Genomic DNA, 19,314 nt, shown 5'->3' with positions numbered 1-19,314 from the left:
GCTCCTGACAACCGCCTGTCGGCAGGCTTGCCTGCCCGGTCTCAAAAACTGGAAAGCCCGATGCCCCTTGACCCGGAGGTCGGATGCCCGTCGCCTCAATAGGAGCGCGGCGGCACGAACAGGCAGATAGTCTTGCCGGCATCGAGTCCCGCCTGATGCGCGCACCAGTGGAATTCGCCGTCGGGGCTGTCCTTGACGCGCTTGTCGGTCATGGGAACCACCTCGCCCGTGCCGGCAATCACGTAGCCCTCCGGCTTCTCCAGGACTTCGCCGGAGTGGGTCGTGCGGCAATCATAGTTGGCGCAGCACGAGAACGGATAGCTCCAGCCTTGCGGCAATGCCGCCGTAGGCTTGGCGTCATGCGCGAGCGCAGGCGCCGTCAACACCACGACCACCGCGGCCAGGAAAAACAGGAAGCGGCCAACCGGTTCAACGGCTTTGGCCTGTCGAATTGTGGCAGCAAACATGGGAACGTTCCTTTCAAACGAGCTCCAAGCCTTTCGCTTGCCCGTTCCCGGAACGTGTCTTCCCACTGGCCGGATCGTCAGGTCGCAGATACGCCGCGTCCGGCCATAAATGCTTCTATCCCCTCAGCCCGAATGCTGGGCTGATTCCTTGGCCGGCGCAAGAAGCGGCCGCATCGGCAACGCCGCGCCGCACGCCAAACCTCTGCAGCCAGAATCGTGCGCCGGCTTGGTTAACGAGCCGTTAGCGACGGATGTCTGGTGCCGGACAACGAAATTCGGATGAAGCTGGTTCCAGCCGTTCAACCGGGAATATGCTCATCATACTGCGGCAGGTCGTCGGTGACTGTGAACCATTTCGCCTTGGAACCGACGAAGATATGCGCCGTCGGGCGGATGCTCGGCGTATCCACCAGCGTCCCCATGGTGACGTGGACGTAGGCGCCCTCCCGCACCACCGAATAAAGCAGCGAGCCGCACAGCCCGCAGTGCTTGTCGTGAGCGCCGCTCGGATCGCCGAAGACCAGCAGCCTGTCGTCGCCGGCGGTCAGGCGCAGCTTGTCCCGCTCGATGCCGGCGAAGGGCTTGAAAGCCGACCCGGTGGCGCGCTGGCAGTTCGAGCAGTGGCAGTTCAAGGCATAGACGAATTCGTCTTCCACCTCGTACTGGACGGCGCCGCAAAAGCACCTTCCGGAAAGCCTGTGAGTATTTGCCTTGTCCGGCTTGGTCACAAGCGCCTCCTTCATCTGGTGCCCAAGGTGTCGGGCCGGCCTCACCTGAATATGGACATATCCTAGTCGAGATCCGCCACCGCTTCGCCCGCCCCGCCCTCGATGCGGTGCGACAGCGAGGCTTCCATGAACTCGTCGAGGTCGCCGTCGAGAACGCTCGACGGGCTGGTGCTTTCGACGCCGGTGCGCAGGTCCTTCACAAGCTGATAGGGCTGCAGCACGTAGGAGCGGATCTGGTGGCCCCAGCCGATGTCGCTCTTCGATGCCTCGGTGGCGTTGGCCACCGCCTCGCGCTTCTTCAGCTCTTCCTCGTAGAGGCGCGAGCGCAGCATCTCCCAAGCCTTGGCCCGGTTCTTGTGCTGCGAGCGCTCGGCCTGGCAGGCGACTGCGATGCCGGTCGCGAGATGGGTGATGCGGACCGCAGAATCGGTGGTGTTGACGTGCTGGCCGCCCGAACCCGACGAGCGGTAGGTGTCGATACGGACATCCGATTCCGAGACGGCGATGTCGATCGTATCATCGATGACCGGATAGACCCAGACGCTGGCGAAAGACGTGTGGCGCCGCGCATTGCTGTCGTAGGGCGAGATGCGCACCAGCCGGTGGACACCCGATTCGGTCTTCAGCCAGCCATAGGCGTTGTGGCCCTTGATCAGCACCGTGGCCGACTTGATCCCCGCCTCTTCGCCGTCGTGCACTTCCAGCACCTCGACCTTGAAGCGGCGGCGCTCGGCCCAGCGCGTATACATGCGCAAAAGCATCGAGGCCCAGTCCTGGCTCTCGGTGCCGCCGGCGCCGGCATGGATTTCGAGATAGGTGTCGTTGGCGTCGGCCTCGCCCGAAAGCAGCGTCTCGACCTGGCGGGCCTTGGCCTCGCCCTGCATCGAACGCAGCGCCGCCTCTGCCTCGGCGACGACGCCTTCGTCGCCCTCTTCCTCGCCCAGTTCGATCAGGCCGATATTGTCTTCAAGCGCCTGGGTCAGGCCCTTGACGGCGGCGATGCCATCTTCGAGCTCCTGGCGCTCCCGCATCAGCTTCTGCGCTTCCAGCGGCTCGTTCCAGAGGCTGGAATCCTCGGCGCGGACGTTCAGGTACTCAAGCCGCTTAATGGCCTGGTCCCAGTCAAAGATGCCTCCTCAGCAGGGTTATGGCCTGCCTGATCTCGTCGACGATGTTGAGCGTTTCCGCGCGCATGGCTGCCAGTTCTGTCCAGTTGATTTTGGTCGGCGCGATACATAGGGACGGCACCGCCGCCTGTAAAGCGAAATGGCCGGCCGGATCGTGGTCCGGCCGGCTTCATTCGATGCGAGCCCGTCAGTAAAGTCCGCCGCCGCCATCCTGGATGGCTTGCGTGGCTTGCGGCGACAGCGCGCCGCCGGCGCCGTTCGAACCGTCGGCCCCCATGCCGATCACCCAATAGCTGTCGGCGGGGCCGGTGCCCGGCTTGAAGGCTTCGATGATCGTGCCGGCCTCGCCTTCGGCCGCCTTCATGCCGGTCTTGCGGTTGATGGCGATCAGCTTCATGCCTTCCGGAACCTGGAAGTCGATGTTGGGCGTGCCGTCCAGCGCCACGCGCATGAAATCCTTGAAGATCGGCGCCGCCAGACCGCCGCCGGTCGCGCCCTTGCCAAGCCCTTTCGGCGTGTCATAGCCCATATAGAGGCCGACAACGAGGTTCGGCGTATAGCCGATGAACCAGGCATCCTTCTCGTCGTTGGTCGTGCCGGTCTTGCCGGCGATATGGCGGCCGAGCTCGGCGATGGTGGCGCCGGTGCCGCGCTGCACCACGCCTTCCATCATCGAGGTGATCTGGTAGGCCGTCATCGGATCGAGCACCTGCTCGGAATTGTCGACCAGTTCCGGTTCGGCCTGGTTCTTCCATTCGGCGGCGTTGCAGCCTTCGCAACCGCGCTCGTCCTGCTTGAACACCGTCTTGCCGTAGCGGTCCTGGATGCGGTCGATGAGCGAGGGTTTGATCGACTTGCCGCCATTGGCCATGATCGAATAGGCCGAGACCATGCGCATGACGGTCGTCTCGCCTGAGCCGAGCGCCATTGGCAGGTAGGGCGCCAGATGGTCGTAGACGCCGAAGCGCTCGGCATATTCAACCACCAGCTTCATGCCCATGTCGTTGGCGAGCCGCACGGTCATCAGGTTGCGCGACTTCTCGATACCGGAGCGCAGCGTTGCCGGACCGGCCGCCGTGCCGTCGTAGTTCTTCGGCGTCCAGGTGGTGTTGCCGCTCTGGATGGTGATCGGGCCGTCCATGATCACCGAGGCCGGCGTGTAGCCATTGTCGAGCGCGGCCGAATAGACGATCGGCTTGAACGAGGAGCCCGGCTGGCGCATCGCCTGGGTCGCCCGGTTGAACTCCGATTGCGCATAGGAGAAGCCGCCGACCATGGCCAGAACGCGGCCGGTGTGCGGATCCATGGCGACGAGGCCGCCTTCCACTTGCGGAACCTGGCGCAGGCTGTAGGCGCTGTCCGAACCTTCGTTCTTCTGCACGAAAATGACGTCGCCGGGCTGCAGCACATCCGCCGGCGATTTCGCCTTGACGCTCTTGCCGTCGACGATGTGGCGCATGGCAAAACCCATGTCGTCCTTGCTGACGGTGCCTTCGACGCGCTCCTTGACAATGTCGCCCGAGACCTGGCGCGCCGGCTGCAGGCCGATCGAGAGGCCGGTGTCGGAGCTGTCGAGGACGACGGCGAGTGTCCATTCCGGCACGTCCTCCAGCCCCTTGACGTTGCCGAGCGGCACGCCCCAGTCGCCGGAGACATCGATGTGGGTCGCCGGCCCGCGATAACCGCGCAGCGTGTCGTATTTCAGCAGCCCGTTCTGCATCGCCTTGCGGGCAATCAGCTGGATCTTCGGGTCGAGCGTCGTGCGCACCGAAAGACCGCCCTCGTAGAGCGCATTCTCGCCATAGCGAGCGATGATCTGGCGGCGCACTTCCTCGGTGAAATACTCGCCCGCGAACAGATAGGAGCCGTTGCGGCGCGGCGTCACGCCCAGCGGCTCGGCCTTGGCCTTGTCGCCTTCCTCGCGCGTCACGTAGCCGTTCTCGACCATCTGGTCGATCACCCAGTTGCGCCGCTCCAGCGCGCGGTCGGCATGCTTGAACGGGTGGTAGTTGTTGGGGCCTTTCGGCAGCGAAGCAAGGTAGGCCGCTTCCGCGACGGTGAGCTCGTTGACCGACTTGTCGAAATAGGTCAGCGCCGCGCCCGCCACGCCATAGGCGCCGAAGCCGAAGAAGATCTCGTTGAGATAGAGCTCGAGGATGCGATCCTTCGAATAGGCCTGCTCGATGCGGAAGGCCAGGATCATCTCCTTGATCTTGCGCTCGTAGGTCTGGTCCGAGGTCAACAGGAAGTTCTTCGCCACCTGCTGCGTGATCGTCGAGGCGCCAACCTGGCGCCTGCCCGAGCCGAAGTTCTGCAAGTTGACGATGATGGCGCGGCCGAGGCCGGTCACATCGATACCGGGATGGTTGTAGAAGTTCTTGTCCTCGGCGGACAGGAAGGCGGCCTTCACTCGATCCGGAACCGCCTGGATCGGCAGATAGAGGCGCCGCTCGCGCGCATATTCGGCCATCAGCGCGCCGTCGGAAGCATGGATGCGCGTCGTGACCGGCGGCTCGTATTTGGCCAGCACTTCGTAGTCGGGCAGGTCCTTCGCCAGATGGCTGATGTAGATCGCCACGCCGGCGGCCACGATAAGGGCCAGCGTCGTGCCGATGCCGAAGAAATAGCCGATGAGACGAATCATGCCCGCTCCAGTCCGTGGTTCGGGAATTTCCTAAACGAAGCCGCCTGTCGCGCAAGCTTCCGGGACGGTCCCAATCCGCAATGGGAAACCCATGTCGCCACCATGTGGACAAAATACGGCAGCACGGGGTTTTCGGCTTCCCTCCGCGGAAATTATAGCGCCGGGTGTTGTCGCCATGCAACGCCGCCTGTGGTTGCAGGCGGCAGCAACGTCAGCCCCCGGTTCCCGTTCCGGCCTTGGCCGAAGCGAACAGCGCGACGGCATTGGTTATGCTCTGCGCAGCCTTGCCGCGCCAGTCGGCGCTGAGCAGTTGCGCTTCGTCCTTGGCGTTGGACAGATAGCCCAGCTCGACCAGCACCGAAGGCACGTCCGGCGCCTTCAGCACCTTGAACCCGGCGGAGCGCTGCGGGTTGTTGATAAGGCCGACGCTGCTCGAAAGCTGCCCGACCAGGGTGTGGGCGAAGCTCATCGAGAAGCCGTGCGTCTCGCGGCGGATCAGGTCGATCAGGATGTCGGTCACTTCCTTGTTTTCGTCCTTGATCTCCATGCCGGCGAACTGATCCGAGAGGTTTTCGCGATCGGCAAGCGCCTGTGCCTCGGGATCGGAAGCCTTGTCGGAAACGGTATAGACGGTCGCGCCGCGAATGCCCTTGACGCTGATCGTGTCGGCATGGATCGAGATCAGGAGGTCGGCTTCATGCTGGCGGGCGATGCGCACGCGGTCGTCCAGCCGCAGGAACTCGTCCTTCTCGCGGGTCATGAACACATCGTACTTGCCGACCGCGACGAGCTTGTCGCGCAATTCGGTGGCGAAGGCGAGCGTGACGTTCTTCTCGATGGTGCCGTTGAGCCCCTCGGCACCGCCGTCGACGCCGCCATGACCGGGGTCGATGACGACGGTGAAGCGATGGCCGGGATTGGAGATCGGTCCGGTTCCGACCCTGCCGCCCTTGTCGGCCGACACTGTCGAGCCGGTGGTCAACGCCTGGTTGGCGAGGGCGGCATCGAATTCGCGCGCCGAGGCCGCCGACATGTCGATGGCGATGCGATAGCCGCTGCCGTCGTCGTTCTTAAGCACGTCGAGCTTGTCGACCGAAAACGGCCCCTTGCCGGTGAGGATCAGCCGCGATCCCTCGCCCTGATCGCCGTAGCGGACTGCCCGGACAAGACCCCGCGCCTTCACATCCTTGGCGCCAATGGCGAATCTGGTGCGCGGCAGGTCGACGACGAGGCGATTGGGACCGCGCAGCAGGAACCATTTGACGTCTGGCTCGCGGTCGAAAGTCATGACGATGCGCATCTTGGTGGCATCACCCGCCATCTTGAAGCCGGTGGCGCCAAGCGGCGCGTCGGCGGCGCGGGAAACGCCCGAAAACACGAGGAAAGCCGCCATCAGCACAAGCACGCAGGCGGCATGCAGGACAGGCCAAGCGGCGCAACGACCCTTGTTTGCGGTGCCTGCCAGTCCCATCTCTTTCCAGTCGCTCCCGGTTTGGCGCCAGGCGCCGGGTCGTTTCATCGAAGTGCCGGTTAGGCCGCGAACTCGATTAACGATTGGTATCCAGAGAAGGTTAACCAAGCCTTTTCACGCAAGGAACCGACGGCCGGGCTTCCCTAAGGGAACTCCTTTTTGCCGGCATCGGAAATCGGGGTTGCCTTCCCTGCCGCCAAATCATAAAAGCGATGGTGGATCACTGCAATCCTGGAACCGCTTCCTCCGCAGCTTCCTGCTACAGGTCAGATGAAAGGCGGCTCCTTTCGCTTCCAGCGAAAAGGCTTCAGGTGATCGCGACGAATTTCGCAGGCGTGCGCCCGTGGCGGGGGAATCGCCTGCGTGAGGAAAACGGCCGGGTTGTCCCGTGCCGGCTCTGTATGAGCAAACAAGCTGGTCCGGTTCGTCCGGGCTTTGGTTCAAAAGGTTCTGCTGGTGCCGATGGCTTCAAGCGCAATCATGGAAAGGTCCGCAACGAACCGCGCCATTGTGGCTGCGGGCGGCACCGCCATGGCGCTCAAGCGGCGGCCGGCGGACGTTCAATTGTCCGGCACCCATGTTTACCCAGGACCGAAGCAGCGGGCTTTGCCCCGCAGGCTGCGGCTGGCGGCTGCCGGGGGGAAACGAAATAATGCCCAACAAGATGCTGATAGACGCCTCCCACCAGGAGGAAACACGCGTTGTCGTCATTCGCGGTAACCGTATTGAAGAATTCGACTTTGAATCACAGGACAAGAAGCAGCTCAAAGGAAACATCTACCTCGCCCGCGTAACGCGCGTCGAACCGTCCCTGCAGGCAGCTTTTGTCGAATATGGCGGCAACCGTCACGGGTTCCTCGCCTTTAGCGAAATCCATCCCGACTACTACCAGATCCCGGTCGCCGACCGTCAGGCGCTGCTGCGCGCGGAAGCGCAGGAGGCCGAGGACGACGACGATGAGGACGGTGACGGCGAGGAGCACCAGGCCCGCGATCGCGGCCGGCGCGGCCGCCGGCGCGGCGGCAAGAACCGCGATCGCGGCGAGCACAAGCGCGAGGCGAGCGCCGCTGGTTCGGACGAGAACGGCGAAAGCAGCGAGGCGGCAGGCAGCGAGGAAGCCGCGGTTGCCGGCGAAGACGTCGTCGAGGCGGTCGCCGAGACCGTCGAGGTCAGCACTGAGGCCGAGACAGAGCAAGGCGGCCAGGACGAAGGCGCTGCCGGGCATGGCGATGAGGCCGCTTCTGAGGACAATGGCGAATCTTCGGAGGGCGGCCCCACCTCGATCGCCGCCAGCGTCGACGCCGATGTGATTTCCGAGGCGGTCCCGCAACCCGAACAGAACGGCGAAGCGCCTTCGAGCGACGACGACCGCGGCATGCTGGAAGAGGTGCAGTCCTCGCATCCCGACGACCACGAGATCGAATCGGTCGGCGCCGAGGATGCGCTGGAAGAAGTCCGCAACCGCCGCAAGCCGGTGCGCCGCCAGTACAAGATCCAGGAAGTGATCAAGCGCCGCCAGATCCTTCTGGTGCAGGTGGTCAAGGAAGAGCGCGGCAACAAGGGCGCCGCGCTCACCACCTATCTGTCGCTGGCCGGCCGCTATTCGGTGCTGATGCCGAACACGGCGCGCGGCGGCGGCATTTCGCGCAAGATCACCAACGCCCAGGATCGCAAGCGGCTGAAGGAGGTCGTGGCCGATCTCGAAGTGCCGCAGGGCATGGGCGTTATCCTGCGCACCGCCGGCGAGAGCCGCACCAAGGCCGAGATCAAGCGCGACTACGAGTATCTGATGCGGCTTTGGGAAAATGTCCGCAACCTGACACTCCAGTCGACGGCCCCTGCCCTGGTCTATGAGGAAGGCAGCCTGATCAAGCGCTCGGTGCGCGACCTCTACAACAAGGACATCGACGAGATCCTGGTCTCCGGCGAGGACGGCTATCGCGAGGCCAAGGACTTCATGCGCATGCTGATGCCGAGCCACGCCAAGGTGGTTCAGCCCTATCGCGACACGACGCCGATCTTCGTTCGCAACGGCATCGAGGCGCAGCTCGATCGCATGCTGCAGCCGCAGGTGACGCTGAAGAGCGGCGGCTACATCATCATCAACCAGACCGAGGCGCTGGTCTCCATCGACGTCAATTCGGGCCGCTCCACCAAGGAGCACTCGATCGAGGACACCGCGCTCCACACCAATCTGGAAGCGGCCGAGGAAGTCGCCCGGCAACTCAGGCTGCGCGACCTTGCCGGCCTGATCGTCATCGACTTCATCGACATGGAGGAGAACCGCAACAACCGCTCCGTCGAGAAGCGGCTGAAGGATCACCTCAAGAACGACCGCGCCCGCATCCAGGTCGGCCGCATCTCGCATTTCGGCCTGATGGAGATGTCGCGCCAGCGCATCCGCGCCAGCGTGCTGGAATCGACCATGAAGCCCTGCCCGCATTGCGGCGGCACCGGCCACGTGCGTTCCGACTCCTCGGTGGCGCTGATGGTGGTCAGGGCGATCGAGGAATTCCTGCTCAAGGATTCGCGCAGCCACATCACGGTGCGCACGCCGTCCGCGACCGCGCTCTACGTGCTCAACCACAAGCGCGGCACGCTGGTGGAGCTCGAAAGCCGCTTCGGCCTGACCATCACGATCGAGGCCGACGATACGGTCGGCGCGCAGCACTATGCGATCTTCCGCGGCGCGATCGCCGAAAAGCCGGAGGGTTTCGTCGAAGCGCGCAGCCTGCCGACCTATGTCGAGCCGGAGGAGCCCGAGGACGAGATCGTCATCGAGGACGAAGACGAGGCACCCGCCGCCCAGGCCGAACAGCCGCGCCATCCCCAGCAGCAGCAACCTCAGCCGAGGTCCGGCGAGGACGGCGAAGGCCGTGACCGCAAGCGCCGCAAGCGCCGCCGGCGGCGCGGCGGCAAGGATCGCGATCGCGAACACGGCGAACGGGAACATGGCGCCCATGCGGACGCCGTTTCCGCGCCGGCTCCTGCCGATGGCGTTCCCGCCACCGCAAGCGACGAAGCGATCGAAGCGGGCGACGAGGCTCCGGTCGGCATTGCCGAGGCCGCCGAGGCAGCGGATGACGGTCAGGGCAAGAAGCGCCGGCGCGGCAAGCGCGGCGGCAAGCGCAATCGCCGCGAAGAGGGCGAAGGCGTTGACGCGGCTGCCGGCGAGGAAGCCGACAGCGTCGAGACCGTTGCGTCGGAAGACGAAGCTGTCACAGCCGAACCCGTGGCAGTTGTACCCGTCGAGGCGCCGCCCGTGCCTGCTCCCGCCAATGACGACGCGCCAAGCACCGAGAAGCCAAAGAAGCCAAAGCGTGCCTCGAGATCGAAGAAGGCCGTGGAGGCAGTTGCCGCCGAGACGGTGGCAGAGGTCGTGACGGAAGCCCCGGTCAAGGACCCGGCACCGGTCGAGCCGGCGCCAGCCGCTACCGCTCCGGCAGCGTCCGAGGAAGAAGCATCGGTCCGCTCGAACCGGCGCAAGCCGGCGGCGGTGGATGCTCCCGTCGTGCCGGTGATCTCGTCAAGCGTCAGCGACGAAGCCAAGGCCGAGGACAAGCCGAAGCGCGCCGGCTGGTGGCAGCGCAAGGGTTTCTTCTAAGCTTTTCAGTTGCTTGGACTGATTTTCTGACAAGAAAATCCCGCGTCGTGCACGACGCGGGACTTTTGTTTGGGCGCCAGGATCTTCTGGGCGCAAGGGTCCGTCGGCGCTAAGGCGCGAAGATTGACCAGTTCATCATCCTCGCCAGCTTCTCCAGCGCGATCGAGCCCAGCTTGGAATTGCCGTTGGCATTGAGGCCCGGCGACCAGACGGCGAGCGAAGCGACGCCCGGCACGATCCCCAATATGCCGCCGCCGACGCCGCTCTTGCCGGGGATGCCGACGCGAAAGGCGAAATCGCCGGAGCCGTCATAGTGGCCGCAGGTCAGCATCATCGCGCCGATGCGGCGCGCCCGCTCGGCCGACACCACCGAATGTCCGGTTGCCGGGTTCTTGCCGCCATTGGCCAGGAAGCGACCGGCCATCGCCAGCTGCCGGCAGCTCATGGCAATGGCGCAGTGATGGAAATAGACGCCCAGCGCCAGTTCCGGCGCATGGTGGAGATTGCCGAAGGATTTCATGTAGTTGGCAAGCGCGAAGTTGCGGTAGCCGGTGGCGCGTTCGGAGGCCGCGACCTCGCGGTCGATGATGATCGTCTCGTCGTCGGCCAGGAACTGGATGAAGCGGAGGATCTCGCCGATCGCCTCGCGCGGCTGGTGGCCGGCCAGCAATATGTCCGAGACGACGATGGCCCCGGCATTGATGAACGGATTGCGCGGAATGCCGTTCTCATGCTCGAGCTGAACGATCGAGTTGAACGGATTGCCCGACGGCTCACGTCCGACACGCTGCCACAGCGCATCGCCGACATTGCCGAGCGCAAGCGTCAGCGTGAACACCTTGGAGATGCTCTGGATCGAGAAGGCTTCTTCGGCGTCGCCGGCGAGCAGCACGCGGCCGTCATTGGTGACCGCCGCGATGCCGAACTTCCTCGGGTCGACCTTGCCAAGCTGCGGGATATAGGTGGCGACGTCCCCGCGGTCCGTGCGCTCGGCCATTTCGGCGGCGACTTCGGCGAGCGCCTGTTCGAGTTCCGGCATGACGTCCCCGCTATTTCAGCCAGCGCTCGATGCGCGCCATCGCCTCGACCATGTCGTCGTGGCTGCCGGCATAGGAAAAGCGCATCGTGCGATGGCCTTGAAGCGGATCGAAGTCGCGGCCGGGCGTTGCCGCCACATGCGCCTCGGCAAGCATGCGACGCGCGAAGGCCATGCTGTCATTGGTGTGCCTTGTGACGTCGCAGAAGGCGTAGAAGGCGCCGTCCATCGGTGCTGCAAGCGCGAAGCCCAGTTCCGGCAGGCGCTTCATCAACAGCTCGCGGTTCCAGGCGTAGCGCGCCTTCACCGCTTCCAGCTCCTGCGTCGCCTTGAACGCCTCGATCGCGGCGATCTGCGACAGTTCCGGCGGCGAAATATAGAGGCTCTGGGCGACGCGCTCGACCGGGCGCACCAGCGCTTCCGGCAGCACCATCCAGCCGATGCGCCAGCCGGTCATGCAATAGTATTTCGAGAAGGAATTGATCACCGTCACGCCCGATCCGTAGGCCAGCGCCGTCGTGTCCGGCGCGGCATAGGCGAGCCGGTGATAGATCTCGTCGGAAATAACGGCGATGCCGAGTTCTTCCGCCGTCGAAACCAGCGCGGCGAGCTCGTCGGCCGGGATTACGGCGCCGGTCGGATTGGCCGGACTGGCGAACAGCACCCCCTTCAGCGGCCTTTCGCGGTGCGCGGTTCTCAGATGCTCGGCATGAAGATAGGCATCGCCGCCAAGCTCGACCTCGACGATCTCGATGCCCAGCGCGGCCATGATGTTGCGATAGGCCGGGTAGCCGGGCGCGGCGATGGCGACGCGGTCGCCCGGGTCGAACATCGCCAGGAAGGCCAGGTTGAAGGCCGCGGACGACCCTGTGGTGACGGCGATTCGGCTGGCGGGCACATCGAGGCCGTAATGTTCGCCATAATGCCCGGCGATCGCCTGGCGCAGGTCCGCCAGGCCCAGCGCATCGGTGTAGCCGATACGGCCGACCTTCAAGGCCGCGGCGGCGGCCTGCCGCACACCTGAAGGTGCCGGGTCAGACGGCTGGCCGACCGCCATCGAAACCACCGGCACGCCGGTCGCCTTCAGCCGGTTGGCCTCGGCCAGGATGTCCATGGCGTGGAACGGCTCGACCTCGCCACGGCGCGAAAGCGAAACAACCATTTTCAAATCCAACACGCCAGGATCCGCCCTGGCCGCGCCGCACAAATGCCCGATTGATGTGGGGATCACAAGCGCAGGAAGTTTTCGGTGCCGACTTTTCATCCTTCGCCCGCTCGTCTACCAGTGGACCTGTCATGTTGAGCCGACCCAGATCGACCACTGCCAGATCGACCATTGCAGGAACCGCGCGCGGCTTCGTCTCGCTTTTGCTTGCCGCCGCCGTCGCGATCTCCGGCTCGGTCAGCGCGTTTGCGCAAAACGTGCCTATCGTGCGCGACGCCGAGATCGAGGCGCTGGTTCGCGACTACGCGCGGCCGATCTTCAAGGCGGCGGGCCTTGCCAATGACGGCATCGACATCGTGCTGGTCAACGATCCGAGCTTCAATGCCTTCGTTACCGGGCGCCGCATGTTCATCAACACCGGCGCGCTGATGACGGCGGAAACGCCCAACGAGATCATCGGCGTCATGGCCCATGAAGCCGGCCATATCGCCGGCGGCCACCAGCAGAAGCTGCGCGACCAGCTGGAGCGCGCCAAGACGATGGCGATCATCGCCACGCTGCTCGGCGCCGGCGCCATCGTGGCCGGCGCCACCACCAACAGCCGGGGCCTCGCCGGCGCCGGCATGGGTGTCGCGGCGGGTGGCGGCGAGATGGCGCAGCGCAGCATCCTCGCCTATCAGCGCACCGAGGAGACGACCGCCGACCGCTCGGCGATCACCTATCTCAACGCCACCGGCCAGTCCGGCATGGGCATGTTGAAGACCTTCTCCCGCTTCCAGAGCGCCTTGTCGCTGTCCGGCACCCAGGTCGATCCTTACCGCATCAGCCATCCGATGCCGCAGGAGCGCATCGCCAACCTCGAAACGCTGGTCAAGCAAAGCCCCTACGTCAACAAGCTCGATCCGCCGGCGCTGCAGCAGCGGCATGACATGATGCGCATCAAGATCGCCGTCTACATGCAGGGACAGGCGGCCGCCTCGCGTCTGATGCGCAAGAACCCGGGCAGCCTTGCCTCGCGTTATGGCGATGCGCAGATCGCCTATTTGTACGGCAACCTCAATGCCGCGCTCGCCAAGACCGCCGCCTTGATCAAGGAACAGCCGAAGAACCCTTACTTCCAGGAGTTGCGCGGCGACATACTGATGAAGGCGAACAAGCCGAAGGACGCCGCTGACGCCTACGCCAAGGCGGTCAGCCTCGATCCGGCGAAATCGGGACTGCTGCCGGTCTCGCTTGGCCAGGCATTGATGGCGATCGGCACCCCGGAATCGCTCAAGAAGGCGGCCGCGCAGATCAGCAACGGTCTCGGACGCGACAAGGAAAATGCCGCCGGCTACCGTTACCTGGCGCAGGCCTATGGTGAGCTCGGCGAGATTCCGGCGGCCGATCTCGCCACCGCCGAAGGCCATTTCTATTCCGGCGACTACAGGAACGCCAAGATCTTCGCCATGCGCGCGCAGCAGAAGATGAAGCGTGGCGAGCCGGGCTGGCTTCGCGCCCAGGATATCATAAACTACGCGCCTTCGGGCAAAACCAAGTGAACCTTCCGGCCGCGCCAGGCGACTGAAGCGACCGCAACAGGCAAAAAAGGGATCGAGGATCATGAACAAGGCAATCCTGCTTGGCACGACGGGGGCGGTGGCGGCCCTCGCCATGCTGGCGGTCGGCTTCGCCGCCGGAAATCCGCAGGTGGCAAAGGCCGATACGGCGCAAGTCGCCGAGGCCGCGTCCCCGGACACCAAAATCGACCGCAAGGAAGTGGAAGGCATTATCCGCGACTATCTGCTGAAGAACCCGGAAGTGCTGCTCGAGGTCCAGGACGCGCTCGAGGCCAAGCAGAAGGAAGAGCAGCGCATTGCCGCCCTCGGCGTCATCAAGAACGCCAAGGACGAGATCTTCAACTCCACCTTCGACGGCATCGTCGGCAACCCGAACGGCAAGGTCACCATCGTCGAGTTCTACGATTACAATTGCGGCTTCTGCAAACGCGCCATCGAGGACATGCAGGCGCTGACCAAGGCCGACCCTGACCTGCGCTTCGTGCTCAAGGAATTCCCGATCCTCAGCCCGGATTCGCAGAAGGCCAGCGTCGTCTCCATGGCCTTCCACCTGATGATGCCGGAGAAGTATGGCGCTTTCCACACCGCGCTGCTCGGCGGCCAGGGCCGCGCCACCGAGTCGATCGCCATCAAGACCGCGGTCTCGCTTGGCGCCGACGAGGCCAAGCTGCGCGAGAAAATGAAGGATCCCAGCATCAACGAGGCGCTGGCCCGCACCTATGATCTTGCCACCAAGCTGTCGATCACCGGCACCCCCTCCTATGTGGTCGGCAACGAGGTGGTGTTCGGCGCCCTCGGAAAGGACGTCCTGACCGAAAAGATCGAGGCGGCGAAGGCCGCGCTCTGACCCCAGTCGGGCCCTTGCGGCAGGCGGTTTTCCGCCTGTTGTGGACAGCGAAAGAACGCACTTGCGCTCTTTTCGCGGGCGTCTATGCCCATTATAGAGGCCCAGTGCGCCGGCTTGGGGCCGGCGCCGGGAAAGGTCGGCATTCTTGAAAACGGTTTTCGTCCTGAACGGTCCCAACCTGAACGCGCTCGGCAAGCGGGAGCCCGGCATCTATGGCGGCAAGACGCTTGCCGCCATCGCCGACGACTGCAAGAAGGCAGGCGCCGACCTTGGGCTGGAGATCGATTTCCGTCAGTCGAACCATGAGGGCGACCTCGTCGACTGGATACACGAAGCCGGCGACAAGGCTGCTGGCATGGTCATCAATCCGGGCGCCTACAGCCACACCTCGATTGCCATTCACGACGCCATCCGCGCTGTCGCGCCGCTGCCCGTCGCCGAAGTCCATCTCTCCAACATCCATGCGCGGGAACCGTTCCGCCACGTCTCCATGGTCGCGCCGGTCGCCGTCGGCATGATCTGCGGGTTCGGGCCGCTCGGCTACACGCTTGCGCTGCAGGCGCTGGCGGCACGCCTGGGACCGGCCAACAAACAGAAGGCTCGAAAATGTCTATAAAGAAGACCGGTGTTGACCAGCAGCTGATCCGCGATCTGGCGGGCATACTGAACGACACCAACCTCACCGAGATCGAAGTCGAGCTCGGTGACCTGAAGGTGCGCGTGTCGCGGCAGGCGCAGACCGTGCACGCGGTGGCGGCTCCCGCGGCCGCCTATGCGCCGGCGGCAGCCCCGGCGCAGTCCGCGGCGGCGGCCGCCGCGGCGCCGGCCGCCGACCAGTCGAAGAACGCGGTGCCCTCGCCAATGGTCGGCACCGCCTACCTGGCGCCCTCGCCCGACGCCAAGCCGTTCATCGAGATCGGCCAGAAGGTCAAGGAGGGCCAGACGCTGCTGATCATCGAGGCGATGAAGACGATGAACCAGATCCCCTCGCCCCGCGCCGGCACGGTGACCGCGATCCTGTTCGAGGACGCCCAGCCGGTCGAATACGGCATGCCTCTCGTCGTCATCGAGTAGAGCCGGGAATGTTCCAGAAGATCCTCATCGCCAATCGCGGCGAAATCGCCCTCAGGGTGCTGCGCGCCTGCAAGGAGCTCGGTATCCAGACCGTGGTGGTGCATTCGACGGCCGACGCCGACGCCATGCATGTCAGGCTGGCCGACGAGAGCGTTTGCATCGGCCCGCCGCCGTCACGCGACAGCTATCTCAACATCCACCAGATCGTCGCCGCCTGCGAGATCACCGGCGCCGACGCGGTGCATCCGGGCTACGGCTTCCTGTCGGAGAACGCCAAGTTCGCCGACATCCTCGCCGCCCACAACATCACCTTCATCGGCCCGACCGGCGACCATATCCGCATCATGGGCGACAAGATCGAGGCCAAGCGTACCGCAAAGCGCCTGGGCATTCCGGTCGTTCCCGGCTCCGACGGCGCGATCAGCGAAGAGAAGGAAGCCAAGCGCGTCGCCGCCGAGATCGGCTACCCCGTCATCATCAAGGCTTCGGCCGGCGGCGGCGGGCGCGGCATGAAGGTGGCGCGCAGCGAGGCCGACCTCGAGATCGCCCTGCAGACGGCAAAGTCGGAAGCCGGCGCCGCCTTCGGCGACGACGCCGTCTATATCGAGAAATACCTGGAGAAGCCGCGCCACATCGAATTGCAGGTATTCGGCGATGGCGCCGGCCGCGGCGTCCATTTCGGCGAGCGCGACTGCTCGTTGCAACGCCGCCACCAGAAGGTCTGGGAAGAGGCGAATTCGCCTGCGCTCAATGCCGAGGAACGCGCGCGCATCGGCGGCATCTGCGCCAAGGCCGTCGCCGATCTCGGCTATTCCGGCGCCGGCACCATCGAATTCCTCTATGAGGACGGCGAATTCTATTTCATCGAAATGAACACCCGCCTGCAGGTCGAGCATCCGGTGACGGAGGCGATCACCGGCATCGATCTCGTCCACGAGCAGATCCGTGTCGCCTCCGGCGGCGGTCTCTCGGTCCGGCAGGAGGACATCAAGTTCAACGGCCACGCCATCGAATGCCGTATCAATGCCGAGGACCCGCGCACCTTCACGCCCTCGCCGGGCACCATCACCCATTTCCACACGCCTGGCGGGCTCGGCATCCGCGTCGATTCCGGCGTCTATTCCGGCTACAAGATCCCGCCCTACTACGACAGCCTGATCGGCAAGCTGATCGTGCATGGCCGCAACCGCGTCGAATGCATGATGCGGCTGCGCCGGGCGCTGGACGAATTCGTCGTCGACGGCATAAAGACGACGCTGCCGCTGTTCCGCGACCTGGTCGGCAACCCCGACATCGCCAATGGCGACTACGACATCCACTGGCTGGAAAAATATCTGGCTAAAGAGGAATAGCCGCTGAGCTTGCAGTTATAATGCCGCGATGACCCGTCCCTATGCGCCCGGCTATCGCATCCCGACCGACCTGTTGCTAAAGGCCTATGCGTCGGGCGTCTTCCCGATGGCCGAAAGCGCCAGCGATCCGGAAGTGTTCTGGGTGCGGCCGGAGACGCGCGGCATCATTCCCCTCGATGGCTTTCATACGCCGCGCAGCCTGAAGAAGACGATCCGCAAGCACCCGTTCGAGATCCGCTACGATTTTGATTTCGAGGCGACGATCGACGGCTGCGCCGAAAGGCGAGAGGAACGCCGCTCGACCTGGATCAACGCGCCGATCCGCGAGGCCTATGTCGATCTCTATCGGCTCGGCCATTGCCATTCGGTCGAGGCCTGGCGCGAGGAAAGGCTGGTCGGCGGCCTCTACGGCGTCTCGCTCGGACGCGTGTTCTTCGGCGAAAGCATGTTCGCCAAGGAAACGGACGCGTCCAAGACCTGTCTGTATCACCTGGTCGAGCGGTTGAAGGCGCGCGGCTTCGCGCTGCTGGACACCCAGTTCACCACCGAGCACCTCAAGCGCTTCGGCGCCGTCGACGTGCCGCGCGGCCAATATGAGAAGATGCTGGCCGAGGCCTTGAAGGGCGAGGCCATCTTCTTGCCATGAGGCCGTAGCGATCAGCCTTTTGCTGAAGCCTCTATCGGCGTTTGCGCATGGAACATCATCTTCCAGCCATTGGTGCGATGCACGTAGCCGGTGCTGACCAGCGCGTTGTAGATTTCGCCATTCTCGCGCGTCGCGTGCGCCTCGTAGGTCAGCATGACAATGTCGCTGCCGGGTTCGACCATGCCCTTTAGGTCGATGTCGAGATCGCGCCAGCGACGTGGCTTGCTGGCGGTTTTAGCCAGATCAGCATTGCTGATCGCATGCGCCATCTCCGGAAAGGCCACGAGGCATTCGGCATCGGCGTTGGCCGCGTAGTAGGCCGCATCGCCTGTCCAGAATCCCCTTTCGAGGTCTAGCAATTCCTTCTTGCTGACCGTCATGTGCTTGGTTGCAGACATCGCAAGATCCTCCATGCGCAACAGTGCGCAATCGCTCTTTGCCAACGTGTGGCGAACGAAGCGGTTCCCCGAATCTGCTGTTGGATCAGTTGGCCTCGCCGCTATCCGGCTCGGTCGCAGCCGGAGCGGCGGCGGCCTTCGGCTTGGACGTATCGACCTGTGACGCACCGGTCTTGGCGGCCTCGGGCGGCGGCACGTCCGACTTCTGCTTGCAGCCCTTCAGCCAGACGTCATAGACCGCATGCTCGACGGCGTTGAGGCCGGGGCTCTCGGCGAACATCCAGCCGGTGAAGATGCGGCGGATCTTGCGATCGAGCGTGATCTCGTCGACCTCGACGAAGGAATCAGTCTTCGGTTCCTCGGTCTCCGGCCGCGAATAGCAGATGCGCGGCGTCACCTGCAGGGCGCCGAACTGCACCGTCTCGTCGATATAGACATCGAAGGTGATGATGCGGCCGGTGATCTTGTCGATGCCCGCGAACTCGGCCACCGGATTGGTGATGCGGTCGGCAGCCACCGGCGCCGCCTGTGTCTGCGCGGCCGCAAACGTCACCGTGCAGACGGCGAGAGCGGCTGCTGCCGCCGCCACGGCGCCCATCGAGATTCGGCTGAAGATGCTCATGCGAGGATACCGGTGGTTGCGCCCGGGTGATTCTTTCACGCCAAGGCTAGTCGCCGTTTTCAGATCAGCAAGCAGCTAAACGTCAATTGTGGCGACAAAGGACCGATCAGCACCTTGACCGTGGATTACGAACCGGGCGTCCAGGCGTCATAGTCACCGGTCACCTGCGGGCGATGCTGGTTGGTGAGCACCGAGCCCTTCGGACGGTAGGCGGCGGGGCTGCCGGTGAGGTTCGCCTGGTGCGGCTTCTGCCATTCGCGCGGCCGGTAGTCGTCGCTCGGCGGCGCCACGTCGACACGGTGATGGATCCAGCCGTGCCAGCCCGGCGGGATCTTCGAGGCTTCCGAGTAGTCACGGTAGATGACCCAGCGACGGGTGCGGCCTTCCGAATCGATGCCGCCCTCGTAATAGACGTTGCCGGCTTCGTCCTGGCCGACCTTCCTGCCGTGGCGCCAGGTGTGGAAGCGCGTTCCCAGCGTCTGGCTGTTCCACCAGGTGAAAAACTGCGTAAGGAAAGTTTTCATCCAAGTCCTCGCGGCGGCAGCGGCTGCGCCTTTGTCCTGCTTATGGCGTC

At 64.5% G+C, this 19,314-nt stretch carries 17 protein-coding genes; 7 read left to right on the top strand and 10 right to left on the bottom strand.

What is annotated here, in order from left to right; genetic code table 11:
* Positions 1 to 95: 95 nt before the first annotated feature.
* The 5 genes from PU724_RS12710 to PU724_RS12690 form a co-directional block, all read right to left on the bottom strand.
* On the bottom strand, positions 96 to 467 hold the full coding sequence (locus PU724_RS12710) for a hypothetical protein (protein ID WP_128275273.1): 372 nt from the start codon (positions 465 to 467) through the stop codon (positions 96 to 98).
* Positions 468 to 766: 299 nt separating this feature from the next.
* Complete coding sequence (locus tag PU724_RS12705; RefSeq protein ID WP_128275274.1) at positions 767 to 1,210, bottom strand: GFA family protein; 444 nt, start codon at positions 1,208 to 1,210, stop codon at positions 767 to 769.
* A 47-nt stretch (positions 1,211 to 1,257) separates the two neighbouring features.
* Positions 1,258 to 2,389 (bottom strand): peptide chain release factor 2 gene (gene prfB, locus PU724_RS12700; protein WP_127285894.1). Its coding sequence is split into 2 segments (ribosomal slippage): positions 1,258 to 2,322 and positions 2,324 to 2,389, totalling 1,131 coding nucleotides; the frame shifts between segments, so codons are not numbered across the junction.
* Between the two features lie 120 nt (positions 2,390 to 2,509).
* Positions 2,510 to 4,966, bottom strand: coding sequence for a penicillin-binding protein 1A (locus PU724_RS12695; RefSeq protein WP_128275275.1), 2,457 nt, complete (start codon positions 4,964 to 4,966; stop codon positions 2,510 to 2,512).
* 211 nt (positions 4,967 to 5,177) lie between these two features.
* The gene (locus PU724_RS12690; RefSeq protein WP_354421934.1) at positions 5,178 to 6,437 is read right to left on the bottom strand and encodes an N-acetylmuramoyl-L-alanine amidase; all 1,260 of its coding nucleotides are present in this window, start codon (positions 6,435 to 6,437) and stop codon (positions 5,178 to 5,180) included.
* A gap of 652 nt (positions 6,438 to 7,089) precedes the next feature.
* Between PU724_RS12690 and PU724_RS12685 the strand changes: the two genes are divergently transcribed.
* Positions 7,090 to 10,041 carry an Rne/Rng family ribonuclease gene (locus PU724_RS12685; RefSeq protein WP_354421935.1) on the top strand — a complete coding sequence of 984 codons (2,952 nt, stop codon included), beginning with the start codon at positions 7,090 to 7,092 and terminating at the stop codon, positions 10,039 to 10,041.
* 109 nt (positions 10,042 to 10,150) lie between these two features.
* On the opposite strand, the gene PU724_RS12680 is transcribed toward PU724_RS12685, so the two are convergent.
* Together PU724_RS12680 and PU724_RS12675 are read right to left on the bottom strand one after the other, a co-directional pair.
* A complete protein-coding gene (locus PU724_RS12680; protein ID WP_127286053.1) occupies positions 10,151 to 11,080 on the bottom strand; it encodes a glutaminase in 930 nt (309 codons plus the stop codon).
* A 10-nt stretch (positions 11,081 to 11,090) separates the two neighbouring features.
* Positions 11,091 to 12,239 (bottom strand): pyridoxal phosphate-dependent aminotransferase, encoded by a 1,149-nt coding sequence (locus tag PU724_RS12675; protein WP_354421936.1) that lies wholly within the window; start codon positions 12,237 to 12,239, stop codon positions 11,091 to 11,093.
* A 134-nt stretch (positions 12,240 to 12,373) separates the two neighbouring features.
* Between PU724_RS12675 and PU724_RS12670 the strand changes: the two genes are divergently transcribed.
* From PU724_RS12670 to aat, 6 genes are all read left to right on the top strand, one after another.
* Positions 12,374 to 13,783 (top strand): M48 family metalloprotease, encoded by a 1,410-nt coding sequence (locus PU724_RS12670; RefSeq protein ID WP_127392480.1) that lies wholly within the window; start codon positions 12,374 to 12,376, stop codon positions 13,781 to 13,783.
* Positions 13,784 to 13,844: 61 nt separating this feature from the next.
* Positions 13,845 to 14,648 carry a DsbA family protein gene (locus tag PU724_RS12665; protein ID WP_127286056.1) on the top strand — a complete coding sequence of 268 codons (804 nt, stop codon included), beginning with the start codon at positions 13,845 to 13,847 and terminating at the stop codon, positions 14,646 to 14,648.
* A gap of 145 nt (positions 14,649 to 14,793) precedes the next feature.
* Positions 14,794 to 15,264, top strand: coding sequence for a type II 3-dehydroquinate dehydratase (gene aroQ / locus PU724_RS12660; RefSeq protein WP_354421937.1), 471 nt, complete (start codon positions 14,794 to 14,796; stop codon positions 15,262 to 15,264).
* Entirely contained in the window at positions 15,255 to 15,722 is a 468-nt protein-coding gene (gene accB / locus PU724_RS12655; protein ID WP_127286058.1) for an acetyl-CoA carboxylase biotin carboxyl carrier protein, read from the top strand. The genes aroQ and accB overlap by 10 nt, the downstream gene beginning before the upstream one ends.
* An 8-nt stretch (positions 15,723 to 15,730) precedes the next feature.
* On the top strand, positions 15,731 to 17,074 hold the full coding sequence (gene accC, locus PU724_RS12650; protein WP_127392477.1) for an acetyl-CoA carboxylase biotin carboxylase subunit: 1,344 nt from the start codon (positions 15,731 to 15,733) through the stop codon (positions 17,072 to 17,074).
* Between the two features lie 28 nt (positions 17,075 to 17,102).
* The gene (aat, locus tag PU724_RS12645; RefSeq protein WP_292348639.1) at positions 17,103 to 17,720 is read left to right on the top strand and encodes a leucyl/phenylalanyl-tRNA--protein transferase; all 618 of its coding nucleotides are present in this window, start codon (positions 17,103 to 17,105) and stop codon (positions 17,718 to 17,720) included.
* Positions 17,721 to 17,731: 11 nt separating this feature from the next.
* On the opposite strand, the gene PU724_RS12640 is transcribed toward aat, so the two are convergent.
* From PU724_RS12640 to PU724_RS12630, 3 genes are all read right to left on the bottom strand, one after another.
* The gene (locus PU724_RS12640) at positions 17,732 to 18,118 is read right to left on the bottom strand and encodes a hypothetical protein (protein ID WP_126054370.1); all 387 of its coding nucleotides are present in this window, start codon (positions 18,116 to 18,118) and stop codon (positions 17,732 to 17,734) included.
* Positions 18,119 to 18,203: 85 nt separating this feature from the next.
* The gene (locus tag PU724_RS12635) at positions 18,204 to 18,740 is read right to left on the bottom strand and encodes a DUF2155 domain-containing protein (RefSeq protein WP_128275883.1); all 537 of its coding nucleotides are present in this window, start codon (positions 18,738 to 18,740) and stop codon (positions 18,204 to 18,206) included.
* A gap of 125 nt (positions 18,741 to 18,865) precedes the next feature.
* Positions 18,866 to 19,264, bottom strand: coding sequence for an NADH:ubiquinone oxidoreductase subunit NDUFA12 (locus tag PU724_RS12630; protein WP_127287276.1), 399 nt, complete (start codon positions 19,262 to 19,264; stop codon positions 18,866 to 18,868).
* Positions 19,265 to 19,314 lie beyond the last annotated feature (50 nt).

This window comes from Mesorhizobium abyssinicae, assembly GCF_049887195.1.
GTDB classification, from domain to species: Bacteria; Pseudomonadota; Alphaproteobacteria; order Rhizobiales; family Rhizobiaceae; genus Mesorhizobium; species Mesorhizobium abyssinicae.
This window is presented reverse-complemented; position numbering and strand designations above follow the sequence as displayed.